Genomic DNA, 21,342 nt, shown 5'->3' on the forward strand with positions numbered 1-21,342 from the left:
CATGACCAACACCTGCACCGACCATTCGTCCGGATCCGAGCTGAGCGCGGCACCGTCGCGCATCCGCATCCTGCCGGCACCCGCCTACGAACCCCAGGGGTCGGCCGACGTGCCATCGCCGCACGCTGCGCTTCGTGATGACCAATGCGCCGCGCGGTCAGGTCACCGCGTGGCGCAACCAGCCACCGTGACCGGCACCCGCGCGTCGGCTCAACGCGCGGTGGCGATCGCGGCGCGCGAGTTCTCCGTCGGCACGCTGACGATGATCTTCGAGGTCATGGCTCGCCGGCGGCCCGCCTCGCACCTGCAGCACCGCGTGGCTCTGCACGTCGACGACCAGATCGGCGCCTTGGCGCGGACCAGGGTCACCGGGGAGGACGCGTGCATCCCCACCGTACGGCGTGTGCACGTCCAGATGTGTGATGCCGGCGCCGCCGAGATCTTCGGTACGTATGCGCGACAGGGGCGTTCGCGGGCCTTCGCGGGACGTATCGAGCGCGTGCCGTGCCGCGTTCGTGTCCACGGCGACTCGCCCGGCGGGCGATACAGCCCGGTGGCCACCCGCGTCGAGTACCGCTGGCAACTCGTCGTCCTGACTCTGGGCTGATCTCGTCGCCCCGGGCGTCGCGATCAGTGGTCGAGGCCTGCTCCCGATGGTGAGACCAGGATCTTCACGGCGGTTTCGTTGCGGTTGATCAGCGTGTCGAAACCCTCGTCGATCAGGTTGTCGAGACCGATGCGGCCGGTGATGAACGGACTGAGGTCGATGCGCCCGCTCTCCACCAGGTCGATGGTCTCCGGGTGGTTGTTCACGTAGGCGATGGTGCCACGCATGTCGATCTCCTTGAGCACCAGTTTCTGCATCTCCACGGTTCCGGGATGACCCCAGATCGACACGACGACAAGCACTCCGGTGGGCTTGAGTGCGTCGAACAACGCGTCGAGCGCGGGTTGGACGGAGGTGCATTCGAATCCGACGTCGGCACCGGTGCCCCCGGTCAACTCCCGCACCCGTTCGACAACGGATTCGGCAGAAGGGTCGATCACGTGGTCGGCGACCTTGGCCTCCAACGCTTTTGCGCGACGAAGCGGACTCGGCTCGCTGATGATGGTTGTGATGTCGCGTGCTTTGCAGACGGCCGCGGTGAGAAGACCGATCGGACCGGCACCTGCGATGAGCGCCACCGAGCCCGCACTCGCGCCGCTGCGCTCGACCGCGTGGACGCCGACCGACAGCGGCTCGATGAGAGCAGCCTGGTCGAGCGGCACGGCGTCGGACACCCGGTGGACCCACCGGCGGCGCACCACGATCTTCTCGGCCAGGCCCCCGCCGCAACCTCCGAGTCCGATGAAGTTCATGTCGGGGGAGAGGTGATAGTCATGGCTGTCGGGACCGGTGTCGACGTCGTCGGAGATGATGTAGGGCTCGACGACCACGTGGTCGCCCACACGCAGGTCGGTGACGTCGTCGCCAACCGCGTAGACAACGCCCGACATCTCGTGGCCGAGGGTGACCGGTGCGCTTTCGCCGCTGATGGGATGCGGATGACCGGCAGGCGGGATGAAGATCGGCCCGTCGGCGTACTCGTGCAGGTCCGTTCCGCAGATTCCGCACCAGGCGACGTCGATTCCGACGGTGCCAGGCTCGACGAGCGGCTCGTCGATCTGCTCGATCCTGATGTCTCCCCGATCGTAGTAGCGTGCTGCTCGCATGAGACCTCCTCTTATCAGGGGCGGCGCCGACGGCAGGACGCCTTCGTGTCGATCCTGGCCCCGCACGAGTCCACCGCTGTCACGATGTCCGCCACAACGGTTGCAGGGGGTTGCGACGGTCCGGGGAGGTCCGCGCGCGGGTGTTCGTCGAGTACTCTGCGGTCCCGGGTAGAGGGGGACTGTCTTCTGACTGTGCGGGGCTACCATCATGGCGTGGCAAACCGGCTGTCTCCGCGCGAGGCGATGTCTTACTTCCTCGATGGCGCGGGCGCCACGAATCATCTCGGCGCAGTGCTGGTCTTCGCGGGCGACTCCGGTAAGAAGCGCTCCGCGGCGAAAGATCTCGCCACGACGCGGGTGCGCGGCAAGAAGTCGGAGCCGCCGGTGCTCGATTACCCCTCGCTGGTCCGGCTCGTCGAGAATCGCCTACAACTCGTGCCGCTGTACCGGAAGGTGGTGTTGGAGGTCGTGCTCGGTCTCGCCCGCCCGGTCTGGGCCGACGACCCCGATTTCGACATCAACTTCCACATCCGGCGTTCCGGTCTGCCGTCCCCCGGCACGATGGCCGATCTCGAAGATCTCGTCGCCAGAGTCATGTCGCGGCCGCTCGATCGCAGCAGGCCCCTCTGGGAGATGTACCTGATCGAGGGACTCGAGGACGGTGGCTTCGCGATCCTCACCAAGTCACATCGCTGTCTGATCGATGGCGGTGGAGCCGAGATGAGTGAAGTGATCTGCGACGATGAGCCCGACGCCGCGTCGCTGCCTGTCGATGTCTGGATGCCCGGACCACCGCCCGGGTCGACGTCGTTGGCGGTCAACGCACTGGCCGAGGCCCTTGCGCGGCCGGGGGAGCTCATCGATTCGGTGATCGGCGGGAACGGGCTCCTGGGCGAGGCGAGGTCGGTGGTGGTCGGCACGTTCCGGCGGGCGGGGCGTCTGGTGCAGCAACTGACGGACTCTGCGCCGTCGAGCCTGTTGAACGCGACGGGGTCGTCGACCCGTACGTTCGTGTCGGCATCGGTCTCGCGCCGCGACGTGGCCAAGATCGCCGAACGCAACGAGTGCACCGTGAACGACGTCGAACTCGCGATCATCACCGGAGCGATGCGGCTGTGGCTGCTGTCCACGGGAGCGGAGGGTGATTTCGGCGACACGGTGCGAGCTGTGCTGCCGCTCGGTTCGCGACAGTCCGGAGTCCTCGCGCACGAGGAATCACCCGAAACCTGGATCGTCACCGACGAACCGCGCTTTGTCACCGATCTTCCGGTCGGAGAGGCCAACCCACTCGTGCGCCTCGCTCAGGTGGCAGGACTGGCCAACCGGTACGCGCAGTCGTCACGCCGCGTCTCACGCGCCGCGGAACCGTTGTTGGGTGAACTCGGAGTCGTACCGTTCGCGGAGTTCAGCTCTCGTGCGTTCCGATCACTCGACCGACGCGCCTACAACGTGCCGGTCGCGATGAATACGGTCCCGATCCCCCCGCAATACGTGTTGGGGCGCACGGTGTCCGATCTGTTCGTGGTTCCCGGTCTGGTCGCGGGACGTGCGATGGCGGTCGGTGTGTGCGAGTACGCGGGACGAATCGAGTTCGGATTCACCGCCGATCGCGGTGTCATCGATGACCTCGCCCTCATCCGCGACTACGTCCGCGAGTCATACGAGGAACTCGCCGACGCCCGTTAGTGTTGCACCGAGTGCCGGTGTACGACATTCAGGTGTCCCAGGTGGGGTCAGGTGCGGTACCTCCCCGCGGTGCGGGACTGCAGCCGAGGAGGAACGCACACGATGAGGGTCTATTTTCCCGCAACGTTGACCATGTTGCTCGAACTCGACGGCACCGGAGAATTCCGGCCCGTCGGCGGGACGGGCTTTGCCCTCACCCCTGCCCTGCGCGAGTCGTACTCCTCCGGTGATGACGAAGAACTGGCCGAGGCGGCTATTCGTGAGGCGGCGCGCGCGTCGCTGCGATTGTTGGCCGGTGAGTCCCCGGAACCCGGTGATCCCGATGCCGAGGCCGATCTCGAAGCCGACGAGGCGACGACAAAGCCCGGAGACACCCCTCGGCTGCCGCCGCGTCGTGCTGTGATCGCCGCCGACGTCGACGAGGCGACTCTGCGTCCCGATCTCGACGACGCCGTGGTGAAGGTGTCCGGTCCGATCTCGATGTCGTCGATCGCGTCGGTGCTCGTCGACGGCGCCGACGCCGAGAGTGCGGTCCGGTCGGCAGTGGTGGTGATCGACGCCGCCGACATGGGCGACCAGGATGCGGAGCTGGCGGTCGGCGACGTCGAAGACCACGATCTCGGCTGGTACGCGACGCAGGAACTGCCCTTTCTGCTGGAACTCCTCTGACCGTCCTCCACGGAACCGGTGCGTGGTTCCGGTCGACATTGCCCGTGTCGTAACCTACGCTTCCGTAGGTTACGGTGATCGGGTGCGTCGACGGGGGTTCCGACGGTGGAATCCCCGGTCGCGCGGAACGAGGAGTGAGATCGGTGAACCTGCGGGAACTGCGTGAACGTTTCGAGGAACCGGTGTCGGGTGTCGCCACCCGCAGCAGTGCGGCGCGGTGGGCGCGCGCCGCTGTGGCGCGGATCACGACGCCCCTGCTCCCGGACGACTACCTGCATCTGGCCAATCCGCTGTGGTCGGCGCGCGAGCTGCGCGGGCAGGTGGTTTCGGTGACGCCCGAAACCGACGACTCCGCGACCATCCGCATCAGACCCGGATGGGGTTTCTCGCTCGACTACTCGCCGGGTCAGTACATCGGGATCGGTGTGCTCGTCGACGGGCGCTGGACATGGCGGTCGTACTCGCTGACGTCGGTGCCGGACGTGACCAGGACCGAGGGGACCATTGCGATCACGGTCAAGGCCATGCCCGAGGGGTTCCTCTCGTCTCACCTGGTCAGAGGGCTGCAACCGGGAACCGTGGTACGCCTCGCGGCGCCCAAGGGTGAGTTCGTCCTTCCCGAACCACTGCCGGCGACAGTGCTGTTCCTGACCGCGGGCAGCGGGTTGACGCCGATCATCTCGATGCTGCGCATGATGCGCCACCGCGGTCAGTCCACGAATGTGCGGGTCATCCATTCGACTCCGACCCAGGATGACCTGATGTTCGCCGACGAACTCGCCGAGATGGACGAGAGTGGCCTGATCGATCTCCACGTGCAGTACACCAGGACGGACGGCAAGGTCACCGAGCAGTCGCTCGACGAGTTGTGCCCCGACTGGCGTACCCGCGAGACGTGGGCGTGCGGCCCGGGCGGGTTCCTCGAGATGGTCGAAGCAGCCTTCTCTCACGCTGACGTCGCCGAACGACTGCACATCGAGCGGTTCGCTCTCGAGCGCGGTGTGGTCGGCGCCCAGGGCGGGACGGTCACGTTCGGGCGGTCGGGACAGACCGCGGCGGTCGACGGGGCGACGACGCTGCTCGAAGCGGGAGAGCAAGCAGGCGTTCTGATGCCGTTCGGCTGTCGTATGGGCATCTGCCAGAGTTGCGTCGTCATGCTCGACAAGGGATGTGTGCGCGATCTGCGGTCGGGCGACGAGCATGTCGAGGGTGAGCGCATACAGACATGCGTGAGCGCCGCAGCAGGCGACTGCACGCTCGATGTGTGACACACCGCAGCGAGGATCGGTGTTCGCCGAGGTCGAGGGCATGTCACACGGCGCGACGCAGGCGTTGTCCGTCGTGGGCAGAGTCGACGCGTTAGGCTCTGTGGGTGAGGCTGTCGACCACGGAGGATCCGCGTGCGAGCTGAACTGATCGAACTGACCGCCACCAGCGATGTTCCTGTGCTGAGTGACGGCACCATCACACTGCGGGCACATCAGACCGACGACGTCGACCGGATCGTCGGATATGCCACGGATTCGTTGACGATGCGATGGGCGAAGATGCCGTCGCCCTACGGCCGATCCGACGCGGAGCGCCTCATCATCAATGCGTTGCAGGGATGGCGTAACGGTACGTCGATGATCTGGGCGATCGAGCACGACGGCCGATTCGTGGGCAGTATCGACCTCCGTGGTCCAGGTCGGATCGTCGACATCGGGTTCGGCCTGCATCCCGATGCCCGCGGAGAGGGGCTGGTACGCCGCGCAATGGTGCTGGCGATGCAGTACGCGGTCGATCGCCGAGATGTCGAAGTGGTGCGCTGGGAGGCCGCCGAGGGCAACCTCACGAGCCTTCGCGCTGCCCATGCGGCGGGTTTCACGCTGGTCGGCCGGCTTCCCGACTGGCTCGAGATGAACAGCGGCGTGGTCGACGCCTGGTGTGGCAAGTGGCACGCGGGTGACAGCTTCGAACCAAAAACCACTTGGCATGCAACGACTTTCGAGACCGAACGGTTCCGGCTGCGACCGCTGGAGGCCAAGGATGACGAGCGTATCCGAGAGACGCTCGACGATCCGATCTCACGTAAGTACCTCTTCGGAAGGCCGGATCCGCTGACTGTCCAACATGCTGCGGCCGAACGCACGCGTAAGTGGTGGACGGCCGCGCGCGGCGAAACCTGCACCTGGGCCGTCGCCGACCGTGAGACCGACACCTACCTCGCCGACATCTCGCTGTTCAAGATCGACCCCGTGGTTGGCGCCGAGATCGGCTTCTACACGCATCCCGACGCGCGCGGTTCTGGCGTGCTGGGGGAGACGTTTCCTGCGTCGGTACAGCACAGTTTCGACGTTCTCGGCCTCCGCAGGTTGACGATGTTCGCAGCCGACTCCAACGAGGGCAGCAAGCGCCTCGCGCTGCGCGCGGGATTCAACGAGTTCGGCATCCAGCCGCTGGCCGCGAGTTCGGCAGGGAAGATCGAGGACCTCGTCGGATACGAGTTGCTGGCCGACACGCAATAGAGCTGTGGCTCGCGCACTTCAGGCCCGGGTCTCCCGTAGTGGTGGGTGTCTGTCGTTCGACGGACACGGTGCCGTTTGCCTGTCGTACCGTCATCGACCTGGCTGAGCGGGGAATCTAGACTTTCCGGACATCAGATGGTTCGGTCGCCGGTGCGACCGGTGCCGCGCCACGTCCAGCTCGAGGAAATGTCATGTCTCACAACGACGGCGAGCATACATCCAGCGATGGCGGGGGCCACGAGGACGAACCACTACGGGTCGACCTCTGTATCGTGGGCGCGGGCGTCGCGGGGTTGAACGCACTCGCGGTCGCGACGAACTATCTGGATTCGACGAAGCGTGTGGCGCTGATCGACCGCCGCGACGGGCCAGGAGGTATGTGGCGAGACACGTATCCCTATGTGCGCCTTCATCAACCGTACCAACTGTTCACTGCCGGGGACATCCCGTGGGAGTTGCGTCGGGAGCCTGGGTACCTCGCCAACCGACAGGAGGTCGTCGACCACCTCACGCACTGCCGGGACGTGTCGGCCGACCGCGTACGACTTCACGAGTTCTACGGAGCGACAGTCGAATACCATTCCGAGAGTGATGATCTCGTCCTGGTGCAGCTGCGCGACGCCCACGGCGCTGTCCGCACAATCGAGACGCCGCGTCTGATCAACGCATACGGGTTCAACGTCACGCCGAATCAGCCTCTGCCGGTGTCGAGTTCGCAGGTGCGCTCGGTATCGCCCGACTTCGTCGATCTCGTGGGACCCGAGTTCACCGCCGACGGCGCCCCGGTGTGGATCGTCGGCAGCGGTAAGACCGCCCTCGACACGGCGTATACGATCATCGCCCGATACCCCGACCGCGAGGTGAACATCGTGGCAGGGTCCGGAACGTTCTTCAACAACCGGGATCAGCTGTTTCGCAACGGGTTTCGACGATGGTGGAGCGGTAAGCCGTTCACCGTTGTGTTCACCGGCGCGGCGGACATGTTCGACGGATGGAACGATCAGGACGTTCGACACGATTTCCGCGACCAGTACACGATTTCTCCGTTTCCACACGCACGGCGCTATATGACGGGAAATCTGTCGGTCGCCGAGTGCGACGCCGTCGCAGCAGGCCTGTCGACAACGGTGATGGAGTACTTCGTCGACGTCGACGACCGGGATGGCAGGCCGTGCATGATTCTTCGTGACGGTCCCGACCTCGAGATCAAGCCGGGGAGTTGGGTGATCAACTGCACGGGATATCTCTTGCACGACGCGTCGCCGTATCAGCCGTATGTCACGCAGGGAGGGCGCGTGGTGACGGTGGGCACGACGTCGACCATCTTCCAGTTCTCGACGTACGGGGCGTACTTTCTCACGCACCTCGCGTTCCTCGACAGGCTCGAGTCGGCGCCGCTGTACGCGGTGGACCTGAACGCTCTCGTGCAGCGTGCGCCGGATGCCTCCCTTGCCGTGGTCTGTGCGCTGTCGCTCTACAACTTCGCGGTGCTCGCCGACGAACTGCCGATGAGTGTGTTCACCTCGTGCGGCGTCGACTTCAATCGGTGGTATCCGAAGCCGCGACAGTTCACGACCTCGGCGCGATTCCTTGCCTCTCATCGGCGCAAGCGCGAGCACTATCGCGCGGTGCTCGACACCGCTGCCACGCGCTTTGACGTCGGCCTGGGCCCGGTCGTCGGTGCGACCGCGACACGGTGACGGTCTTCCAGCAACCCCTTCTCCCAGCAACCAGCAACCCCGTCCTCCAGCAACCCCGTCGAGTCGGATCGCCGCATCGCTGGACACTTCCATTCCACTAACCTACGATGGCGTAAGTTACGGGAACGTAGGCGTAGGCGCTGCCCGCCGACGCTCCCGTCGAGCCGACCATCCGCGACTAGTGAGGACGCCATGGCCATCACCGACATTCCGGAGTACGCGCACCTGAGCAAGGCCGATATCGAAGAACTCGGCCGTGAACTCGACAAGATCCGCGCCGACATCGAGGCCGACCGCGGTGACCGGGACGCGCGGTATCTGCGCAACACCATCCGTTTCCAGCGCGGCCTCGAACTGGTCGGCCGCGGGCTCATCTTCGGCTCGACCCGGCGGTCGTGCTGGTGGGCGGGGGCAGCTGCCCTCGGCGTTGCGAAGATCGTCGAGAACATGGAACTCGGTCACAACGTCATGCATGGGCAGTGGGACTGGATGAACGATCCGGAAGTGCATTCCACGACGTGGGAATGGGACAACACCGGTCCGTCGGCGCACTGGAAGCACACCCACAACTACATCCATCACAAGTACACCAATGTGCTCGGTATGGACGACGACGTGGGCTACGGACTGCTCCGCGTCACGCGAGATCAGCGGTGGCGTCCGTTCAACTACGGCAACCTGGCCTACAACACACTGCTCGCGGTGTTCTTCCAGTGGGGTGTTGCCGCACAACATCTCGAGCTGGGCAAGAAGCGTCGGACGCCGGAGGCGAAAGAGGAGTTCCGCCGCGATCTCGCCGACGTCGGCAAGAAGATCGGCCGCCAGGTGACCAAGGACTACGTGATCTATCCGGGGCTCGCGGCAGCCGGAGCCGCCGCGCTGACCAAGGGTGACGTCGCTTCGGTCGGGCGGGCGTTCGGCAAGGCGGCCACGGCGAACGCACTGGCCAACGTGATCCGCAACGTGTGGAGCAATGCGGTGATCTTCTGCGGCCATTTCCCGGACGGCGCAGAGAAGTTCACCAAGCAGGACGTCGACAGTGAGACGCAGGCCGAGTGGTATCTGCGGCAGATGCTGGGATCGGCCAACTTCCGGTGTGGTTTCCTGCTCGCGTTCATGAGTGGAAATCTCTCCTACCAGATCGAGCACCACATCTATCCCGACCTCCCGAGTAATCGCCTCGCCGAGATCGCGGTGCGTGTGCAGGCGCTGTGCGACAAATACGATCTGCCGTACACGACGGGTTCGTTCCCGCTGCAGTACGCCAAGTCGTGGCGGACCATCGCCAAGCTCTCCTTGCCGGACAAGTACCTCAAGGCAACCGCCGATGACGCCCCGGAGACCGCGTCGGAGCGTCGTTTCAAGTCCGATCTGCCTGAGGGTGCGCGTCTGCACGCGGTGCTCGATCCGGTCAGTGGTCGTCGGCGCGGGCTGCGCACCGCCATCCGGTCCCTGCGCGATCGCCGGCGTCGTGGCAGCACCGCGCCTTCTCCCAGTGCGACAGCGACATCGCGCGCTGCCTGATCGTGAACCTGCCTGCGCATGACGTGTGGGCGCGACTCGTCACGCTACCTGCGGATACTCGTCGGTAGCGTGACTGTCGCGCATCAGGTGAGTGCGACATAATGGAGTGCAATGGCTATCACCGACATCAACGAATACGCACATCTCACCGACGCGGATGTCGATGCCCTGGGCGCTGAACTCGATGCTCTTCGACGCGAGATCGAGGCTGAGCGTGGCGAACGAGACGTCCGCTATCTGCGTCGCACGATCCTCGCGCAACGGGCGCTCGAGGTGGCGGGCCGACTCGCTCTGTTCGGCTCGCATCGGCGGTCGCTGTGGTTGCTCGGAACCGGTTCGCTGGCGTTGGCCAAGATCATCGAGAACATGGAACTCGGCCACAACGTGATGCACGGCCAGTGGGATTGGATGAACGATCCCGAGGTGCATTCCACCACCTGGGAATGGGACATGGTGTGCGCGTCTCCCCACTGGAAGCACTCGCACAACTACATCCATCACAAGTACACCAACGTCGTCGGCATGGATCACGACGTCGGCTACAAGATCCTGCGTGTCACCCGCGACGAGCCGTGGGAGCCGCGTCGTGCTTTCCAACCGCTGGCCAATGTGTTCCTGGCGGCCACCTTCGAGTGGGGGATCGGCTTGCACGATCTCGCACTCAAGGAGGTCATCTCGGGCGAGAAGCCGAAGGAAGTGGCGATACCGCAGATCAAGGAATTTCTGCGCAAGATCGGCAAGCAAGTGGGCAAGGACTACGTGCTGTTCCCTGCGTTGACCGGTCCCAACTTCGTGCACACGCTCACGGCCAACCTCACCGCCAACGTGATCCGCAATCTGTGGGCCTACGTCGTGATCTTCTGCGGCCACTTCCCCGACGGCGCAGAGAAATTCACGGTCGACACCCTCGACGACGAGACGCCAGGCCAGTGGTACCTGCGGCAGATGCTCGGCTCCGCGAACTTCAACGCCGGCCCGGCGATGGCGTTCATGTCCGGCAACCTCTGCTACCAGATCGAGCATCACCTCTACCCGGATCTGCCGAGCAACCGCCTCGCCGACATCTCGGTGCGCGTGCGCGAACTCTGCGACAAGTACGACCTCCCGTACACCACCGGATCGCTGTGGGTGCAGTACCTGAAAACGCTGCGCACGATCAACAAGCTCGCGCTACCCGATCGTTTCCTCCGCGATACGGCCGACGATGCGCCCGAGACGGCGTCCGAGCGTCGGTTCACGGGCCTCGATCAGGCGATGGGTCTCAAGACCGCGCTGGGTGAGGTGCGTCGACGGCGGCGGTTGCGTCGTCGAAGCCGACGCTAGGTTTTCTCGTCCAGTTCAGTCCTCTTGCTCAGCGTCCGGTGGCCGTCCACGCGCTGGTCGCGCGGGCGAGCGGGCGTGACGCCAGTGCAAGGCCCGCGATGCAGGCCGCGGCGATCGTCACCGCCCACGGCGCGAGATCGTGAATGACGAGGACACCTCCCACCACCGCGCCGAGAAACATCGCCGCGATAGAGAGTCCTCGACGTCCCGCCTTGCTCCCGCTGCCCGTGCCGGCGCGGCTGTCGCCGAAGACACCAGTGATCGTCAACGTGAGCACTGTCGTCGTCAGGTCGGGCACGGCCAGCCCGCGAGCCGCCGCGTTCTGCAAGCCCATCGCCGCCGAGACCAGTGCGATCAGGGCGGCGGATGCCGCGCGATCGTAGGGATGCGGACACGTCCACGCGACCACGGTTGCGGCCACCATCAGTGCGCACTGCCCGACGAGTGCCGTGCGCAATTGCTTGCCCCGATGGGTGTTGTGGATGCGCAGTATTCGGCCGCCGATCGCAGCGCCGCAGGCGAAGGTCAGGAGCGAGGTGATCGACGCCCACGCCGCGAATCCGGCCGCGCCCGCCAGACCGAAAGCCAGGAACACGACGTTTCCGGTCATGTTCGCCACGAACACGCGACCCAGCGCGAGATAGCTGAAGGCGTCGACGACGCCTGTCACGAATGTCATCGCAAGCAGCAGTGCGGGCAGCGGTCCGTGCTTGCCGTCCGCAGGCGGTGCGATCGTTTCCCATGCTTCCCTGACGTGGATGTTCATGGTGGCCGTCATGCTCGTCTCCTACCTCGTGCCTGCCGCTCGTGTACCCGCCGCTCGTGTACCCGCCGGTCGCGTACCGGTCGGGCGAGTACTTTCGGGCGACTCCTACGTGGCAGCCGCGCGCAAACGGCTGTGCGCGACGACGCCCTGTATCGGATGGTCGCGTTCGGTGATGGCGAATACCGACCACAGGACCATGCCTGCGATCGCAGTGGCTGCGCCTGTCGCGCACACCAGTGCCCACCCGCCGGTCTGGTAGGCCCACCCGCCGAAGGCCGAACCGAGGACGCCGCCTGCGAAGTAGGCCACCATGTACGCGGTGGTCAGGCGTGACCGTGCCTCGTCGTCGAGTGAGTAGACGGCAGCCTGGTTCGCTATCTGCACCCCTTGCACCCCGAAATCGAACACCAGCAGCGCGACGATCAGGACGATCACCTGGTGTGCTCCCCAGTAGAGCAGCGCCCAACCGACGAGCTCGACCACCCAGACGGCGTACTGCGTGTGCCGAAGGTAACCGCGGTCGGCGAGCTTGCCGACGCGTGGGGCCGCGAGAGCTCCGGCGACTCCTGCGAGTCCGAAGAGCCCGATCACGGCGTCGGAGAAGTGATACTCGGAGCCGTGCGCACCCGCCAGGAGGAACGCGATGGCAGTCCACATACCGCTGAAGGCGGCCATGTTGAGTCCGCCCAACAGCATGCGGTGGCGAAGGACCTTCTCGCTGCGGATCAGTGTGAGGATCGACCACAACACGCGGGGGTAGCTGGTCGACGCCGCACTGACAGGCGTGCGCGGCGCGAACCACCAGACCGCAGCAGCCATCGCGAGCTGGACGACCGCGGCGACGACCAGCACCGTGCGCCAGCCGCCCAGCTGTGCGACCAATCCGCTGAACACCCGCGAGAAGAGGATGCCCACGAGCAGACCGCTCATCACCGTGCCCACGATGGCTCCGCGCTCTCCCGGAGCGGCGACTGCCGCCGCCCACGGGACGACGATCTGTGCGGCCGACGCCGAGATGCCGACCGCGAAGACCATGATCATCAGAACCGCATACGACGGCGAGAACGCCGCCACGGCCAGTGCGGCACACGAGACCACGAGCAGTCCGCCGACCAGAGCCCTGCGATTGACGAAGTCGCCGAGCGGCACGACCAGAGCGAGACCGATCAGATAACCGACCTGTGTGATCGACACGACGAGACCCGCTGCGGCAGTAGAGATGTGGAAGTCATTCGCGACCTCGTGCAGTAGGGGCTGCAGGTAGTAGAGGCAGCCCGCCGACGACCCCGCGGTGATCGCGAAGAGCAGCACGACGAGCCGACTCAATCGCGCTCCCGACGACGTCGGCGCGGCGGTATTCGGCGACACTCCGGCTGACGACGAGGCTGCACAATCTGAAGAAGACATACGTCCATGGTGAGTGGTGTGCGGCATGATGAAAAGCGATGGATTTCGATACGGACATCTCGTCTGTTGATGATTCGACGTCCGATCCTGTTGTCCTCGATAGCGCCGGGAGAATCAGCATGGAACTGCGTCAACTCGAATACTTCCTCGCCTGCTGCGACCAGGGGACGTTCACCGCGGCGGCTCGGTCGCTGCACGTGGTGCAGTCCGCGGTCTCGACGGGCGTGGCCAAGCTCGAACGCGAACTCGGCGTACGACTCTTCGACCGCACGCGCACTGTCCTGGTGCTCACCGACGCAGGCCGCGCCGTGATGGCCCCTGCCCGGGAGGCGTTGCGTGCTCGAGACGAGGTGCACGACGTGATCGCCGGGCTGCGTGGTGAGGTCCGTGGTGACGTTGTGCTCGGTGCGCTCGTGAACGTCGCGACGATCGACCTGGCCGGCGCGTTCGAGGTCGTCCACCGGCGCCATCCGGGCATCTCGATCGCGATGCGGCAGAGCCCACAAGGGAGTGCGGGCAACGTACGTCTCCTACGCAACGGAAGCCTCGATCTGACGTTGCTCGGCGGCGACGTCGAGGATCAGTCGGGTATCACGGCGTATCCGCTTGCCGCCGAGCCACTGGTGCTGGTCACACATCCCGACCATCCGCTCGCACGCGCGGGACGATTCGTCGCCGACGACCTCGAACATGAGCGTGTCATCGACTACCCGCCGGGATGGGGGACACGCACGATCATCGACAGGCAGATCCCGCGGCGGGACTCGGTGATCGAGGTTGCCGATCAGGTATTCGGTATTCAGTTGGCGCGCAGTGGTTTCGGTGTCACCGCGGTGCCCGCCAGCGTCGCTGCTGTCCAGGCCGACGCTGGGGTCGCGTCCTGCGTCGACCGCGACCTCACCTGGGTGATCTACGTGGCACACTCCGACAGCAGGAGTCTGACGACTGCCGCGAGCGCGGTACTCGACATCGTCCGAGAGGTGTGCGGGCCGCCATCGGATGTGACAGCGTGAACGACAGCCGCATGGCGACACGCTCCACATCGACACACGCTGCACATCGAATCGGAAGGACCCGCGATGAAACTCTCCATCCGCAACCAGCTCGCAGGCGAGGTGGTCTCGGTGACGCTCGGCGCCGTCAACGCGACGATCAAGGTCCGCCTCGACGGCGGCGATCAGATCGTGACGTCCTCGATCACGAAGGAGGCCGCCGAGGAGCTCGGTCTCGCCGAGGGCTCGCGGGTGTTCGCACTCGTGAAAGCATCCGAGGTCAGCATCGGCGTTCCCGACTAGCGCCGACGGCGCCCGGATTCGCGCCGACGGCACCCGGATGTACGCCGACGGCACCCGGATTCGCGCCGACAGCACCGGGCTCACGTCGTGTCGGACTCGGTCCCCGGGTCGCTGGTGTCGCCCCCGGACACCGCGCGCAGCAGATGCCGTACGGCCATGGCGCGGCGGTACGAGTGTCCGGTCAGTGTGTCGAGCGCGCACTCCGGATCCGCGGGCGGCCCGAGATGGGTGCAGCCGCGCGGGCAGTTCTCGATGGCCTCGTGGAGATCGTCGAAGGCGTTGACGATGTCGTCCGCGCTGATGTGGGCCAGGCCGAACGAGCGGATGCCGGGGGTGTCGATCACCCAGCCCCGCGGCTTCTCGTCGTCGCCGGGAAGTGGAAGTGCCACCGACTGCGTCGAGGTGTGGCGTCCCTTGCCGACTCCGCTGACCACGCCGGTGGCCCGTTCCGCGTCGGGCACGAGTCGATTCACCAGCGTCGACTTGCCGACTCCGGAATGTCCGATCAATGCGGTGAGATGCCCCTCCAGAATCGCGAGCACGTCGTCGAGCGGATCGTCGCGGCCCGCGCGGACGACGGGCAGGTCGAGATCGGCGAAGGCGGCAGCGAACTCGTCCGACGACGCCAGATCTGTCTTGGTGAGGCAGAGGATCGGCGAGAGCCCCCCGACGTACGCCGCAGCCAGCGCGCGTTCGACGAAGCCGGTGCGTGGGGGAGGATCGGCCATTGCGGTCACGATCAGTAGTTGATCGGCATTCGCGACGACGATCCGTTCGTACGGGTCGGTGTCATCCGCGGTGCGTCGCAACACTGTTCGACGTTCCGCGACCTTCACTATCCGCGCGAGACTGCCGGCGTCGCCGGTCAGGTCGCCCACCAGCGAGACCTGATCGCCGACCACGACGGGTGTGCGGCCGAGCTCGCGGGCGCGCATCGCGACGACGCGGTGCGCGGGATCGTCGCCGATGACGCATCCCCAGCGTCCGCGATCGACGGAGACCACCATCGCCTGCACGGCGTCGTCGTGCGACGGTCGGGTCTTCGTGCGCGGCCGGCTCCCCTTGCCGGGACGAATCCGTACATCGGATTCGTCGTAGCTACTCGCGCGGCGACTCATCTGCGTCCTCGCTCCGAACCGGCGGGGAGCGGGATCGAGGTGGAAAGCATTGCCGCGCTACCGGTCACGGGTGTCCGACCATCTGCTGCCACATGCCGGGAAAGTCGGGCAGTGTCTTCGACGTGGTCTCGATGTCGTCGACGGTGACGCCGGGAACGGCGAGTCCGATGATTGCACCCGCTGTCGCCATACGATGGTCTGCGTACGAATTCCACTGTCCACCATGGAGCGGGACCGGTCTGATGACGAGCCCGTCGTCTGTTTCCGACACGTCGCCGCCGAGGTTGTTGATCTCGCTGGCCAGCGCTGCGAGTCGATCGGTCTCGTGTCCGCGGAGATGCGCGATGCCGCTCAACACCGATTCGCCCTCGGCGAGTGCGCAGACCGCTGCGATCGTCGGTGTCAACTCGCCGATGTCGCGCAGGTTGCGGTTGATGCCCGACAGTCGGTCGGGGCCGCGGACCGTCAGCACACCGTCGAGAAGCTCGACGGTGCAACCCATCTCGGCGAGGATATCGGCGATCTGTGCACCCGGCTGCGTGGTCGTGGCGGGCCAGCGGGGGATGCCGACTTCACCTCCGGAGACAGCGGCACCGGCGAGAAACGCTGCCGCGTTGGACAAGTCGGGTTCGACGGTGACGTCGACAGCCTTGATGATGCTCGGGGGCACCCGCCAGGTATCGGGGACTGACGTGTCGACGACGACCCCCGCGGTGGCCAGCATCTCGACGGTCATGTCGATGTGCGGCAGTGACGGCACCGGTGCGCCCGCATGCTGCACCGTGATCCCGTTGCCGAAGCGGGCGGCCGCGAGTAGCAGACCCGACACGAACTGCGACGATCCGGAGGCGTCGATCGTGACCGTGCCGCCCTCGGCATGCCCGTCGCCGTGCACGACGAAGGGCAGACTGTCGCCGTCGACGCCCACTCCGAGATGGCGCAGGGCGTCGAGAATGGTGGCCAGCGGGCGCTGTCGCGCTTGGGGGTCGCCGTCGAAGGCCACGTCGCCGCCGGCCAGTGCCGCCACGGGCGGAAGGAAGCGCATGACGGTGCCCGCCAGGCCGCAGAAGATTTCGCCCGCGTGCATGGGCCGCGGCTCGATGGAGACGGTCGTCGGGTCGGCGGGATCGACGCGCACGCCGATGCCGAGCTCGGTGAGCGCCGACAGCATGAGGTTGGTGTCTCGACTGCGCAGGGCTCCGGTGACTGTCGACGGGCCGTCGGCGAGCGCGGCCAGCACAAGGGCTCGGTTCGTGATGGACTTCGAGCCGGGTAGGTCGACGGTGGCGCGAATGTGGCCGTCGGCGACGGGAGCCGTCCAGATACTCATGCGTTCAGTCTTGCATGCCGCGGTCTCGCACCCGGACGTCCAGTTCAGCGGTTGTCCAAGCGCAACGGATGGTCCGCGGGGACCTCGACGAGGATGAGGGTTCGTCCGTCGGGGTCGGCGATGTGCATCTCAATCAAGCCCCACGGTTCGGTCAACGCCTCCCGGACGATCTCCACGCCAACGGCCCTCAGCTCGCGCTGGGTGGTGGTGATGTCACGAACCTGAATCCAGAGTGCGGCACCGTTGGCGTGCCCGTCGGGTAGATCTGTACTCATGTGGCCGGGCACCTCGATCAAGCCGTTGCCCGCGTGAAAGACGAGTCCGCCCGGGTACTCACGCGCGACGGCCAGGTGCAGCTTGTGCCGGTAGAAGTGCTGAAGTGTCTCGGGGTCGCGGGAACGCAACAGGATGCGACTGCTCAGAACCTCCATGACGTCGTGTCTACACGGTTACCCGCGAGTCGGACATCAGCGGCGACGGCGCGTCGATGAGCTATTGGCCTTCGGTGGTGCCGCTGGTACCGCCGAGGGCGTGGCCCCTGTTCACCACGTTGCCGTGGCGGCCGGCCTCGTAGATGGCCTTCTCCCGGGCGATGCGGTCGGTCTCGCCGATGGCCTTGGCATCGCCGAAGGCGAAGGCCGATTCGTGTGGTTGGTCATGCGGGATGTCCGGGTCGTCGACCTCCGGGTCGATGCCGTCGAATTCAGGGCTGTCTGACATGCATCAACGATAGGTCTGTTCCGGCCGACGTGCGTGCAACCACGAGATCCTCGCTGCGGCTGCGGCTGCGGCTGCGGCTACGACTACCGCTACCGTAGTCCGCCATGGAACGCGTATTCGGAATGAGTGTGTCCGACGTCTATCCGCTCTATGTCGCGAAGCTCGAACGCAAAGGACGGACCAAGGCCGAACTCGACCAGGTCATCGAATGGCTCACCGGATTCGACGACGCGGCGTTGGCGCGCCACCTCGCCGCCGGTACCACGTTCCGCGACTTCTTCGATGCAGCGCACCTGAATCCACGTGCCGAACTGATCACCGGTGTCGTGTGCGGCGTACGAGTTCACGAGATCGACGACCCGCTCATGCGTAGGATTCGATACCTCGACAAGCTCGTCGACGAACTCGCCAAGGGTAAGGCGATGGAGAAGGTGCTGCGGTAGCGGCCTCGGCTGACGGTGCAGCGACCGGGCGGGTCTCAGGCGGGCGCGTCCTGCCCGCGGCTGGAGAACTTGCCGTCGGTGACGTCGTCCCACTTGTCGAAGAGCCGCTCCACCTTCGGGTCGCCCTGTGCCCGGATCCAATCGCACAGGCCTTTGGGCGCCGATGGATTGGTGACGATGAACGGGTGCAGGCCCGCGTCGTGCTCGGCCAGGATCTTCAGGGTCTCCGGACTCGTGTTGGGGTCTGCGGCGGCGAGCGCGTCGCGTGGGTCGAACGCAGCGCCGCGTGGGGCGTCGGAACCCGAGATGCCGACGTTGTCGCCCGCGACGTCGATTTCGCCGGTGTTGTGGTAGTCGACGGGATCGGGGGACGTGCTGCGCCAGTTGAAGACGAGGTTCAGCACGATTGCGCAGATCGCGCCCGCGGAGATGCCCGAGTGGAAGATCGTCTGGAACCAGTCGGGGAACTTGCCGTACAGGTCGAGAGCGATGTCCTGACCCGAGTCGTTGGTGTACGAGAGGCTCGCCTCGGTCAGCATCGCGACGCCCACCGAGATCGCGACCACCAGGATGTTGGAGTTGTTGAACTTCACCTTGGTCAGCGTCCGCACTCCGCTGGCGGCCACCATGCCGAACAGAGCGACGCCCGCACCGCCGAGGACCGGCTGCGGGATGCCCTCGATGATCGCTGCCATCTTGGGGACGAGTCCCAGGATCACGAGGATCACGCCGGCACAGGTCGCGACGTGGCGTGACTTGACGTTCGTGATGGCCACGAGCCCGACGTTCTGGGCGAAGGCTGTGTAGGGGAACGTGTTGAAGATGCCGCCGAGGACGGTGCCCGCACCGTCGGCACGCATGCCGTCGGCAAGCCGCTGAGGGGTGATCTTCTCGTCGACGATCTCGCCGACCGCCACGATGTCGCCGGTGGTCTCGGTCATGATCACCAACGCGACGATGATCATCGCGATGATCGAGCTGACGTCGAAGCTGGGGAATCCGAAATAGAAGGGCTCGGGGACGGCGAACCACGAGCTCGAACCGACGTGGCTCCAGTCCGTCATCCCGAACGGGATCGAGATCAACGTCCCTGCGATGAGGCCGAGCAGGATCGAGATGCGCTTGACGGCGGGCGGACCGAGCCGCTCGAGCAGAATGATGATGAGCAGCGTGAGGAAGCCGAATGCGATGGATTTGGGTGCTCCGAAGTCGGCGCCCTTCGCCGTACCGCCGCCGAACCAGCCGGCCGCCACGCTCATCAGTGAGATGCCGATGATCAGGATGATGGTGCCGGTGACCAGCGGTGGGAAGAACCGGATCAGACGTCCCACGATCGGTGCGACCAGCATCATGAAGACGCCGCACGCGATCACGGATCCGTAGATCGCGGTGATCCCGTGGTTGAGGCCGATCGTGATCATCGGACCGACCGCAGCGAATGTCACGCCCTGCATCAACGGCAGCCGGACACCGAAACGCCAGAACCCGACCGCCTGCAGGATGGTGGCGATACCCGCGACGAAGAGGTCGGCCGTGATGAGGTGGACGATCTCGTCGGAGCGCATCTGGCCCGCACCGACCATCGCGCCGCCGACGATCAGTGGCACGGCGACCGCTCCCGCGTACATCGCCATGACGTGCTGCAACCCGAGAGGGAACAGGCGTGCCAGCGGGGGGATGTCGTCGACCGGGCGGGTCGACTTCCTGCCGTGTTTGATCGTGTCGAGAACGGTCATGCACTGTGTGTACGGTTCGGACGTTTCCGGTATGACGCAATCGCGTGACGCATGTGTTTCCGCGACAATATATTCTCCGCCACACTGGGTTCTATGGCTCGAACTGACGCTGCGCAGAACGGTGGACGACACAGTTTCGGATTGTTGATGTACCGCGGCGCGGGCACGGGACTCGAGGTGCTGATCGCGCATCCCGGCGGTCCGCTGTGGGCGCGTAAGGATGACGGCGCATGGTCGGTGCCCAAGGGGTTGCCCGAGGTGGGCGAGGCTCCGCTCGACACCGCTCGCCGCGAGTTCAGCGAGGAACTCGGACATCCGGCGCCGACCGGCGACGTACTCGAACTCGGCGAGGTTCGGCAGAAGAGCGGCAAGATCGTCACCGCATTCGCTGTCGAAGGAGACCTGGACGCCGCGAGCGTCACCAGCAACACGTTCGAGATGGCGTGGCCGCCGCGGTCGGGGCGAACGCAGATGTTCCCCGAGGTCGATCGCGCCCAGTGGTGCTCACCCGACGTCGCGCGTGTGAAACTCAATCCGGCTCAGGCCGAATTCATCGATCGACTCGAGGATTTGCTGAGTTCCGACGGGACATGACCGGCCGCACGCCGTCCGCGGGTGACGACGGTCTTGCCTCTAGGTGACCGTGATGCCTCCGTCGACGGCGATCGTCTGCCCGGTGACATAGCCGGCAGCGGACGAACTGAGCCAGATGGCGGTGGCGGCGAGTTCGGCAGGGTCGCCCATGCGCCCCAAAAGAACACGCGGCATCTGTGAATCGATGTAGCCGGGCGCGTAGGTGTCGGTCATCTCGCTCTCGAAGAACCCGGGGGCAATCGCGTTGACCCGGATGCCCTTTCGCGATCCCCACTGCTGGGCGAGATCGCGCGTCAAGCCGATGATTCCGGCCTTACTGGCGGCATAGGCGGCCTGGGGGAGTCCGGCGGTGGTCAGCCCCAGAATGCTGGAGATGTTCACGATCGCACTGCCCGGCCCCATCACACGCCCTGCGGCCTGTGCCATCCAGTACGACCCGTTGAGGTTGACGTCGACGACCGAGCGGAACTGCTCGGGCGTCTCACGTGTTGCGGGCACCGCCGTACCGATGCCAGCGTTGTTGATCAGGATGTCGACGCGACCGAAGGTCTCGACCGCGCTGTCGATCACACGCTGACAGTCGGCGGGCTCGGACACGTCGGCGGCGACCGACAGCGCCTTGCGTCCGAGGGCTTCGACCTTCGCGGCCGTCTCGGTGAGTCGGTCGGCGCGCCTGGCCGCGAGCACGACGTCGGCGCCCGCCTCCGCGAAGGCAGTGGCGAAGCTGACGCCGAGGCCCGACGACGCGCCGGTGACGACGACGACCTTGTCGGTGACGGTGAACAGATCGAGGACTGACATGAAATCTCTC

21 protein-coding genes are annotated in these 21,342 nt (G+C 65.8%); 12 read left to right on the plus strand and 9 right to left on the minus strand.

Annotation, left to right across the window (positions count from 1 at the left end; translation table 11 throughout):
• Position 1 precedes the first annotated feature (1 nt).
• Positions 2-607 carry an Rv3235 family protein gene (locus LK459_RS16550; protein ID WP_227919628.1) on the plus strand — a complete coding sequence of 202 codons (606 nt, stop codon included), beginning with the start codon at positions 2-4 and terminating at the stop codon, positions 605-607.
• A 23-nt stretch (positions 608-630) separates the two neighbouring features.
• Here LK459_RS16550 and LK459_RS16555 read toward each other — a convergent pair whose 3' ends face one another.
• Positions 631-1,713 carry a 2,3-butanediol dehydrogenase gene (locus LK459_RS16555; protein ID WP_227919629.1) on the minus strand — a complete coding sequence of 361 codons (1,083 nt, stop codon included), beginning with the start codon at positions 1,711-1,713 and terminating at the stop codon, positions 631-633.
• 213 nt (positions 1,714-1,926) lie between these two features.
• On the opposite strand from LK459_RS16555, the gene LK459_RS16560 reads away from it, so the two are divergent.
• The 7 genes from LK459_RS16560 to LK459_RS16590 all read left to right on the plus strand — a co-directional run bounded on the left by LK459_RS16560 (position 1,927) and on the right by LK459_RS16590 (position 11,122).
• Positions 1,927-3,399, plus strand: a complete 1,473-nt coding sequence (locus tag LK459_RS16560; RefSeq protein WP_039993660.1) for a wax ester/triacylglycerol synthase domain-containing protein — start codon at positions 1,927-1,929, stop codon at positions 3,397-3,399.
• A 102-nt stretch (positions 3,400-3,501) separates the two neighbouring features.
• Positions 3,502-4,068, plus strand: a complete 567-nt coding sequence (locus tag LK459_RS16565) for a DUF6912 family protein (protein ID WP_007237809.1) — start codon at positions 3,502-3,504, stop codon at positions 4,066-4,068.
• A gap of 143 nt (positions 4,069-4,211) precedes the next feature.
• Positions 4,212-5,336, plus strand: a complete 1,125-nt coding sequence (locus LK459_RS16570; RefSeq protein ID WP_322590789.1) for a ferredoxin reductase — start codon at positions 4,212-4,214, stop codon at positions 5,334-5,336.
• Positions 5,337-5,468: 132 nt separating this feature from the next.
• Complete coding sequence (locus tag LK459_RS16575) at positions 5,469-6,575, plus strand: GNAT family N-acetyltransferase (RefSeq protein WP_007237811.1); 1,107 nt, start codon at positions 5,469-5,471, stop codon at positions 6,573-6,575.
• 191 nt (positions 6,576-6,766) lie between these two features.
• Positions 6,767-8,275: an NAD(P)-binding protein gene (locus LK459_RS16580; protein ID WP_227919630.1), complete on the plus strand. Its 1,509-nt coding sequence runs from the start codon at positions 6,767-6,769 to the stop codon at positions 8,273-8,275.
• A gap of 192 nt (positions 8,276-8,467) precedes the next feature.
• Positions 8,468-9,799, plus strand: coding sequence for a fatty acid desaturase family protein (locus tag LK459_RS16585; RefSeq protein ID WP_227919631.1), 1,332 nt, complete (start codon positions 8,468-8,470; stop codon positions 9,797-9,799).
• A 111-nt stretch (positions 9,800-9,910) separates the two neighbouring features.
• Positions 9,911-11,122 (plus strand): fatty acid desaturase family protein, encoded by a 1,212-nt coding sequence (locus LK459_RS16590; protein ID WP_227919632.1) that lies wholly within the window; start codon positions 9,911-9,913, stop codon positions 11,120-11,122.
• A gap of 28 nt (positions 11,123-11,150) precedes the next feature.
• Here LK459_RS16590 and LK459_RS16595 read toward each other — a convergent pair whose 3' ends face one another.
• Both LK459_RS16595 and LK459_RS16600 read right to left on the minus strand, forming a co-directional pair.
• Positions 11,151-11,900 (minus strand): YoaK family protein, encoded by a 750-nt coding sequence (locus tag LK459_RS16595; protein WP_227919634.1) that lies wholly within the window; start codon positions 11,898-11,900, stop codon positions 11,151-11,153.
• A gap of 93 nt (positions 11,901-11,993) precedes the next feature.
• Positions 11,994-13,295, minus strand: coding sequence for an MFS transporter (locus tag LK459_RS16600; RefSeq protein ID WP_227919635.1), 1,302 nt, complete (start codon positions 13,293-13,295; stop codon positions 11,994-11,996).
• 38 nt (positions 13,296-13,333) lie between these two features.
• Between LK459_RS16600 and LK459_RS16605 the strand changes: the two genes are divergently transcribed.
• Complete coding sequence (locus tag LK459_RS16605; RefSeq protein WP_227919636.1) at positions 13,334-14,308, plus strand: LysR family transcriptional regulator; 975 nt, start codon at positions 13,334-13,336, stop codon at positions 14,306-14,308.
• A 66-nt stretch (positions 14,309-14,374) separates the two neighbouring features.
• A complete protein-coding gene (locus LK459_RS16610; protein WP_005202233.1) occupies positions 14,375-14,590 on the plus strand; it encodes a TOBE domain-containing protein in 216 nt (71 codons plus the stop codon).
• A gap of 80 nt (positions 14,591-14,670) precedes the next feature.
• On the opposite strand, the gene rsgA is transcribed toward LK459_RS16610, so the two are convergent.
• The 4 genes from rsgA to LK459_RS16630 form a co-directional block, all read right to left on the minus strand.
• The gene (gene rsgA / locus LK459_RS16615; protein WP_227919639.1) at positions 14,671-15,708 is read right to left on the minus strand and encodes a ribosome small subunit-dependent GTPase A; all 1,038 of its coding nucleotides are present in this window, start codon (positions 15,706-15,708) and stop codon (positions 14,671-14,673) included.
• 64 nt (positions 15,709-15,772) lie between these two features.
• Entirely contained in the window at positions 15,773-17,038 is a 1,266-nt protein-coding gene (gene aroA / locus LK459_RS16620) for a 3-phosphoshikimate 1-carboxyvinyltransferase (protein WP_227919640.1), read from the minus strand.
• 44 nt (positions 17,039-17,082) lie between these two features.
• Positions 17,083-17,469 (minus strand): VOC family protein, encoded by a 387-nt coding sequence (locus LK459_RS16625; protein WP_007240007.1) that lies wholly within the window; start codon positions 17,467-17,469, stop codon positions 17,083-17,085.
• 61 nt (positions 17,470-17,530) lie between these two features.
• Positions 17,531-17,758 carry a hypothetical protein gene (locus LK459_RS16630; protein WP_007240006.1) on the minus strand — a complete coding sequence of 76 codons (228 nt, stop codon included), beginning with the start codon at positions 17,756-17,758 and terminating at the stop codon, positions 17,531-17,533.
• A 104-nt stretch (positions 17,759-17,862) separates the two neighbouring features.
• Between LK459_RS16630 and LK459_RS16635 the strand changes: the two genes are divergently transcribed.
• A complete protein-coding gene (locus LK459_RS16635) occupies positions 17,863-18,201 on the plus strand; it encodes a DUF2200 domain-containing protein (protein WP_040517551.1) in 339 nt (112 codons plus the stop codon).
• A 35-nt stretch (positions 18,202-18,236) separates the two neighbouring features.
• On the opposite strand, the gene LK459_RS16640 is transcribed toward LK459_RS16635, so the two are convergent.
• Positions 18,237-19,937, minus strand: coding sequence for a nucleobase:cation symporter-2 family protein (locus LK459_RS16640; protein WP_227919642.1), 1,701 nt, complete (start codon positions 19,935-19,937; stop codon positions 18,237-18,239).
• Positions 19,938-20,084: 147 nt separating this feature from the next.
• On the opposite strand from LK459_RS16640, the gene LK459_RS16645 reads away from it, so the two are divergent.
• Positions 20,085-20,531 (plus strand): NUDIX domain-containing protein, encoded by a 447-nt coding sequence (locus LK459_RS16645; protein ID WP_227923820.1) that lies wholly within the window; start codon positions 20,085-20,087, stop codon positions 20,529-20,531.
• A 39-nt stretch (positions 20,532-20,570) separates the two neighbouring features.
• Here LK459_RS16645 and LK459_RS16650 read toward each other — a convergent pair whose 3' ends face one another.
• Positions 20,571-21,332, minus strand: a complete 762-nt coding sequence (locus tag LK459_RS16650; RefSeq protein ID WP_007240002.1) for an SDR family NAD(P)-dependent oxidoreductase — start codon at positions 21,330-21,332, stop codon at positions 20,571-20,573.
• Between the last annotated feature and the right edge of the window lie 10 nt (positions 21,333-21,342).

This window comes from Gordonia otitidis (genome assembly GCF_020735545.1).
Taxonomy (GTDB): Bacteria; Actinomycetota; Actinomycetes; order Mycobacteriales; family Mycobacteriaceae; genus Gordonia; species Gordonia otitidis.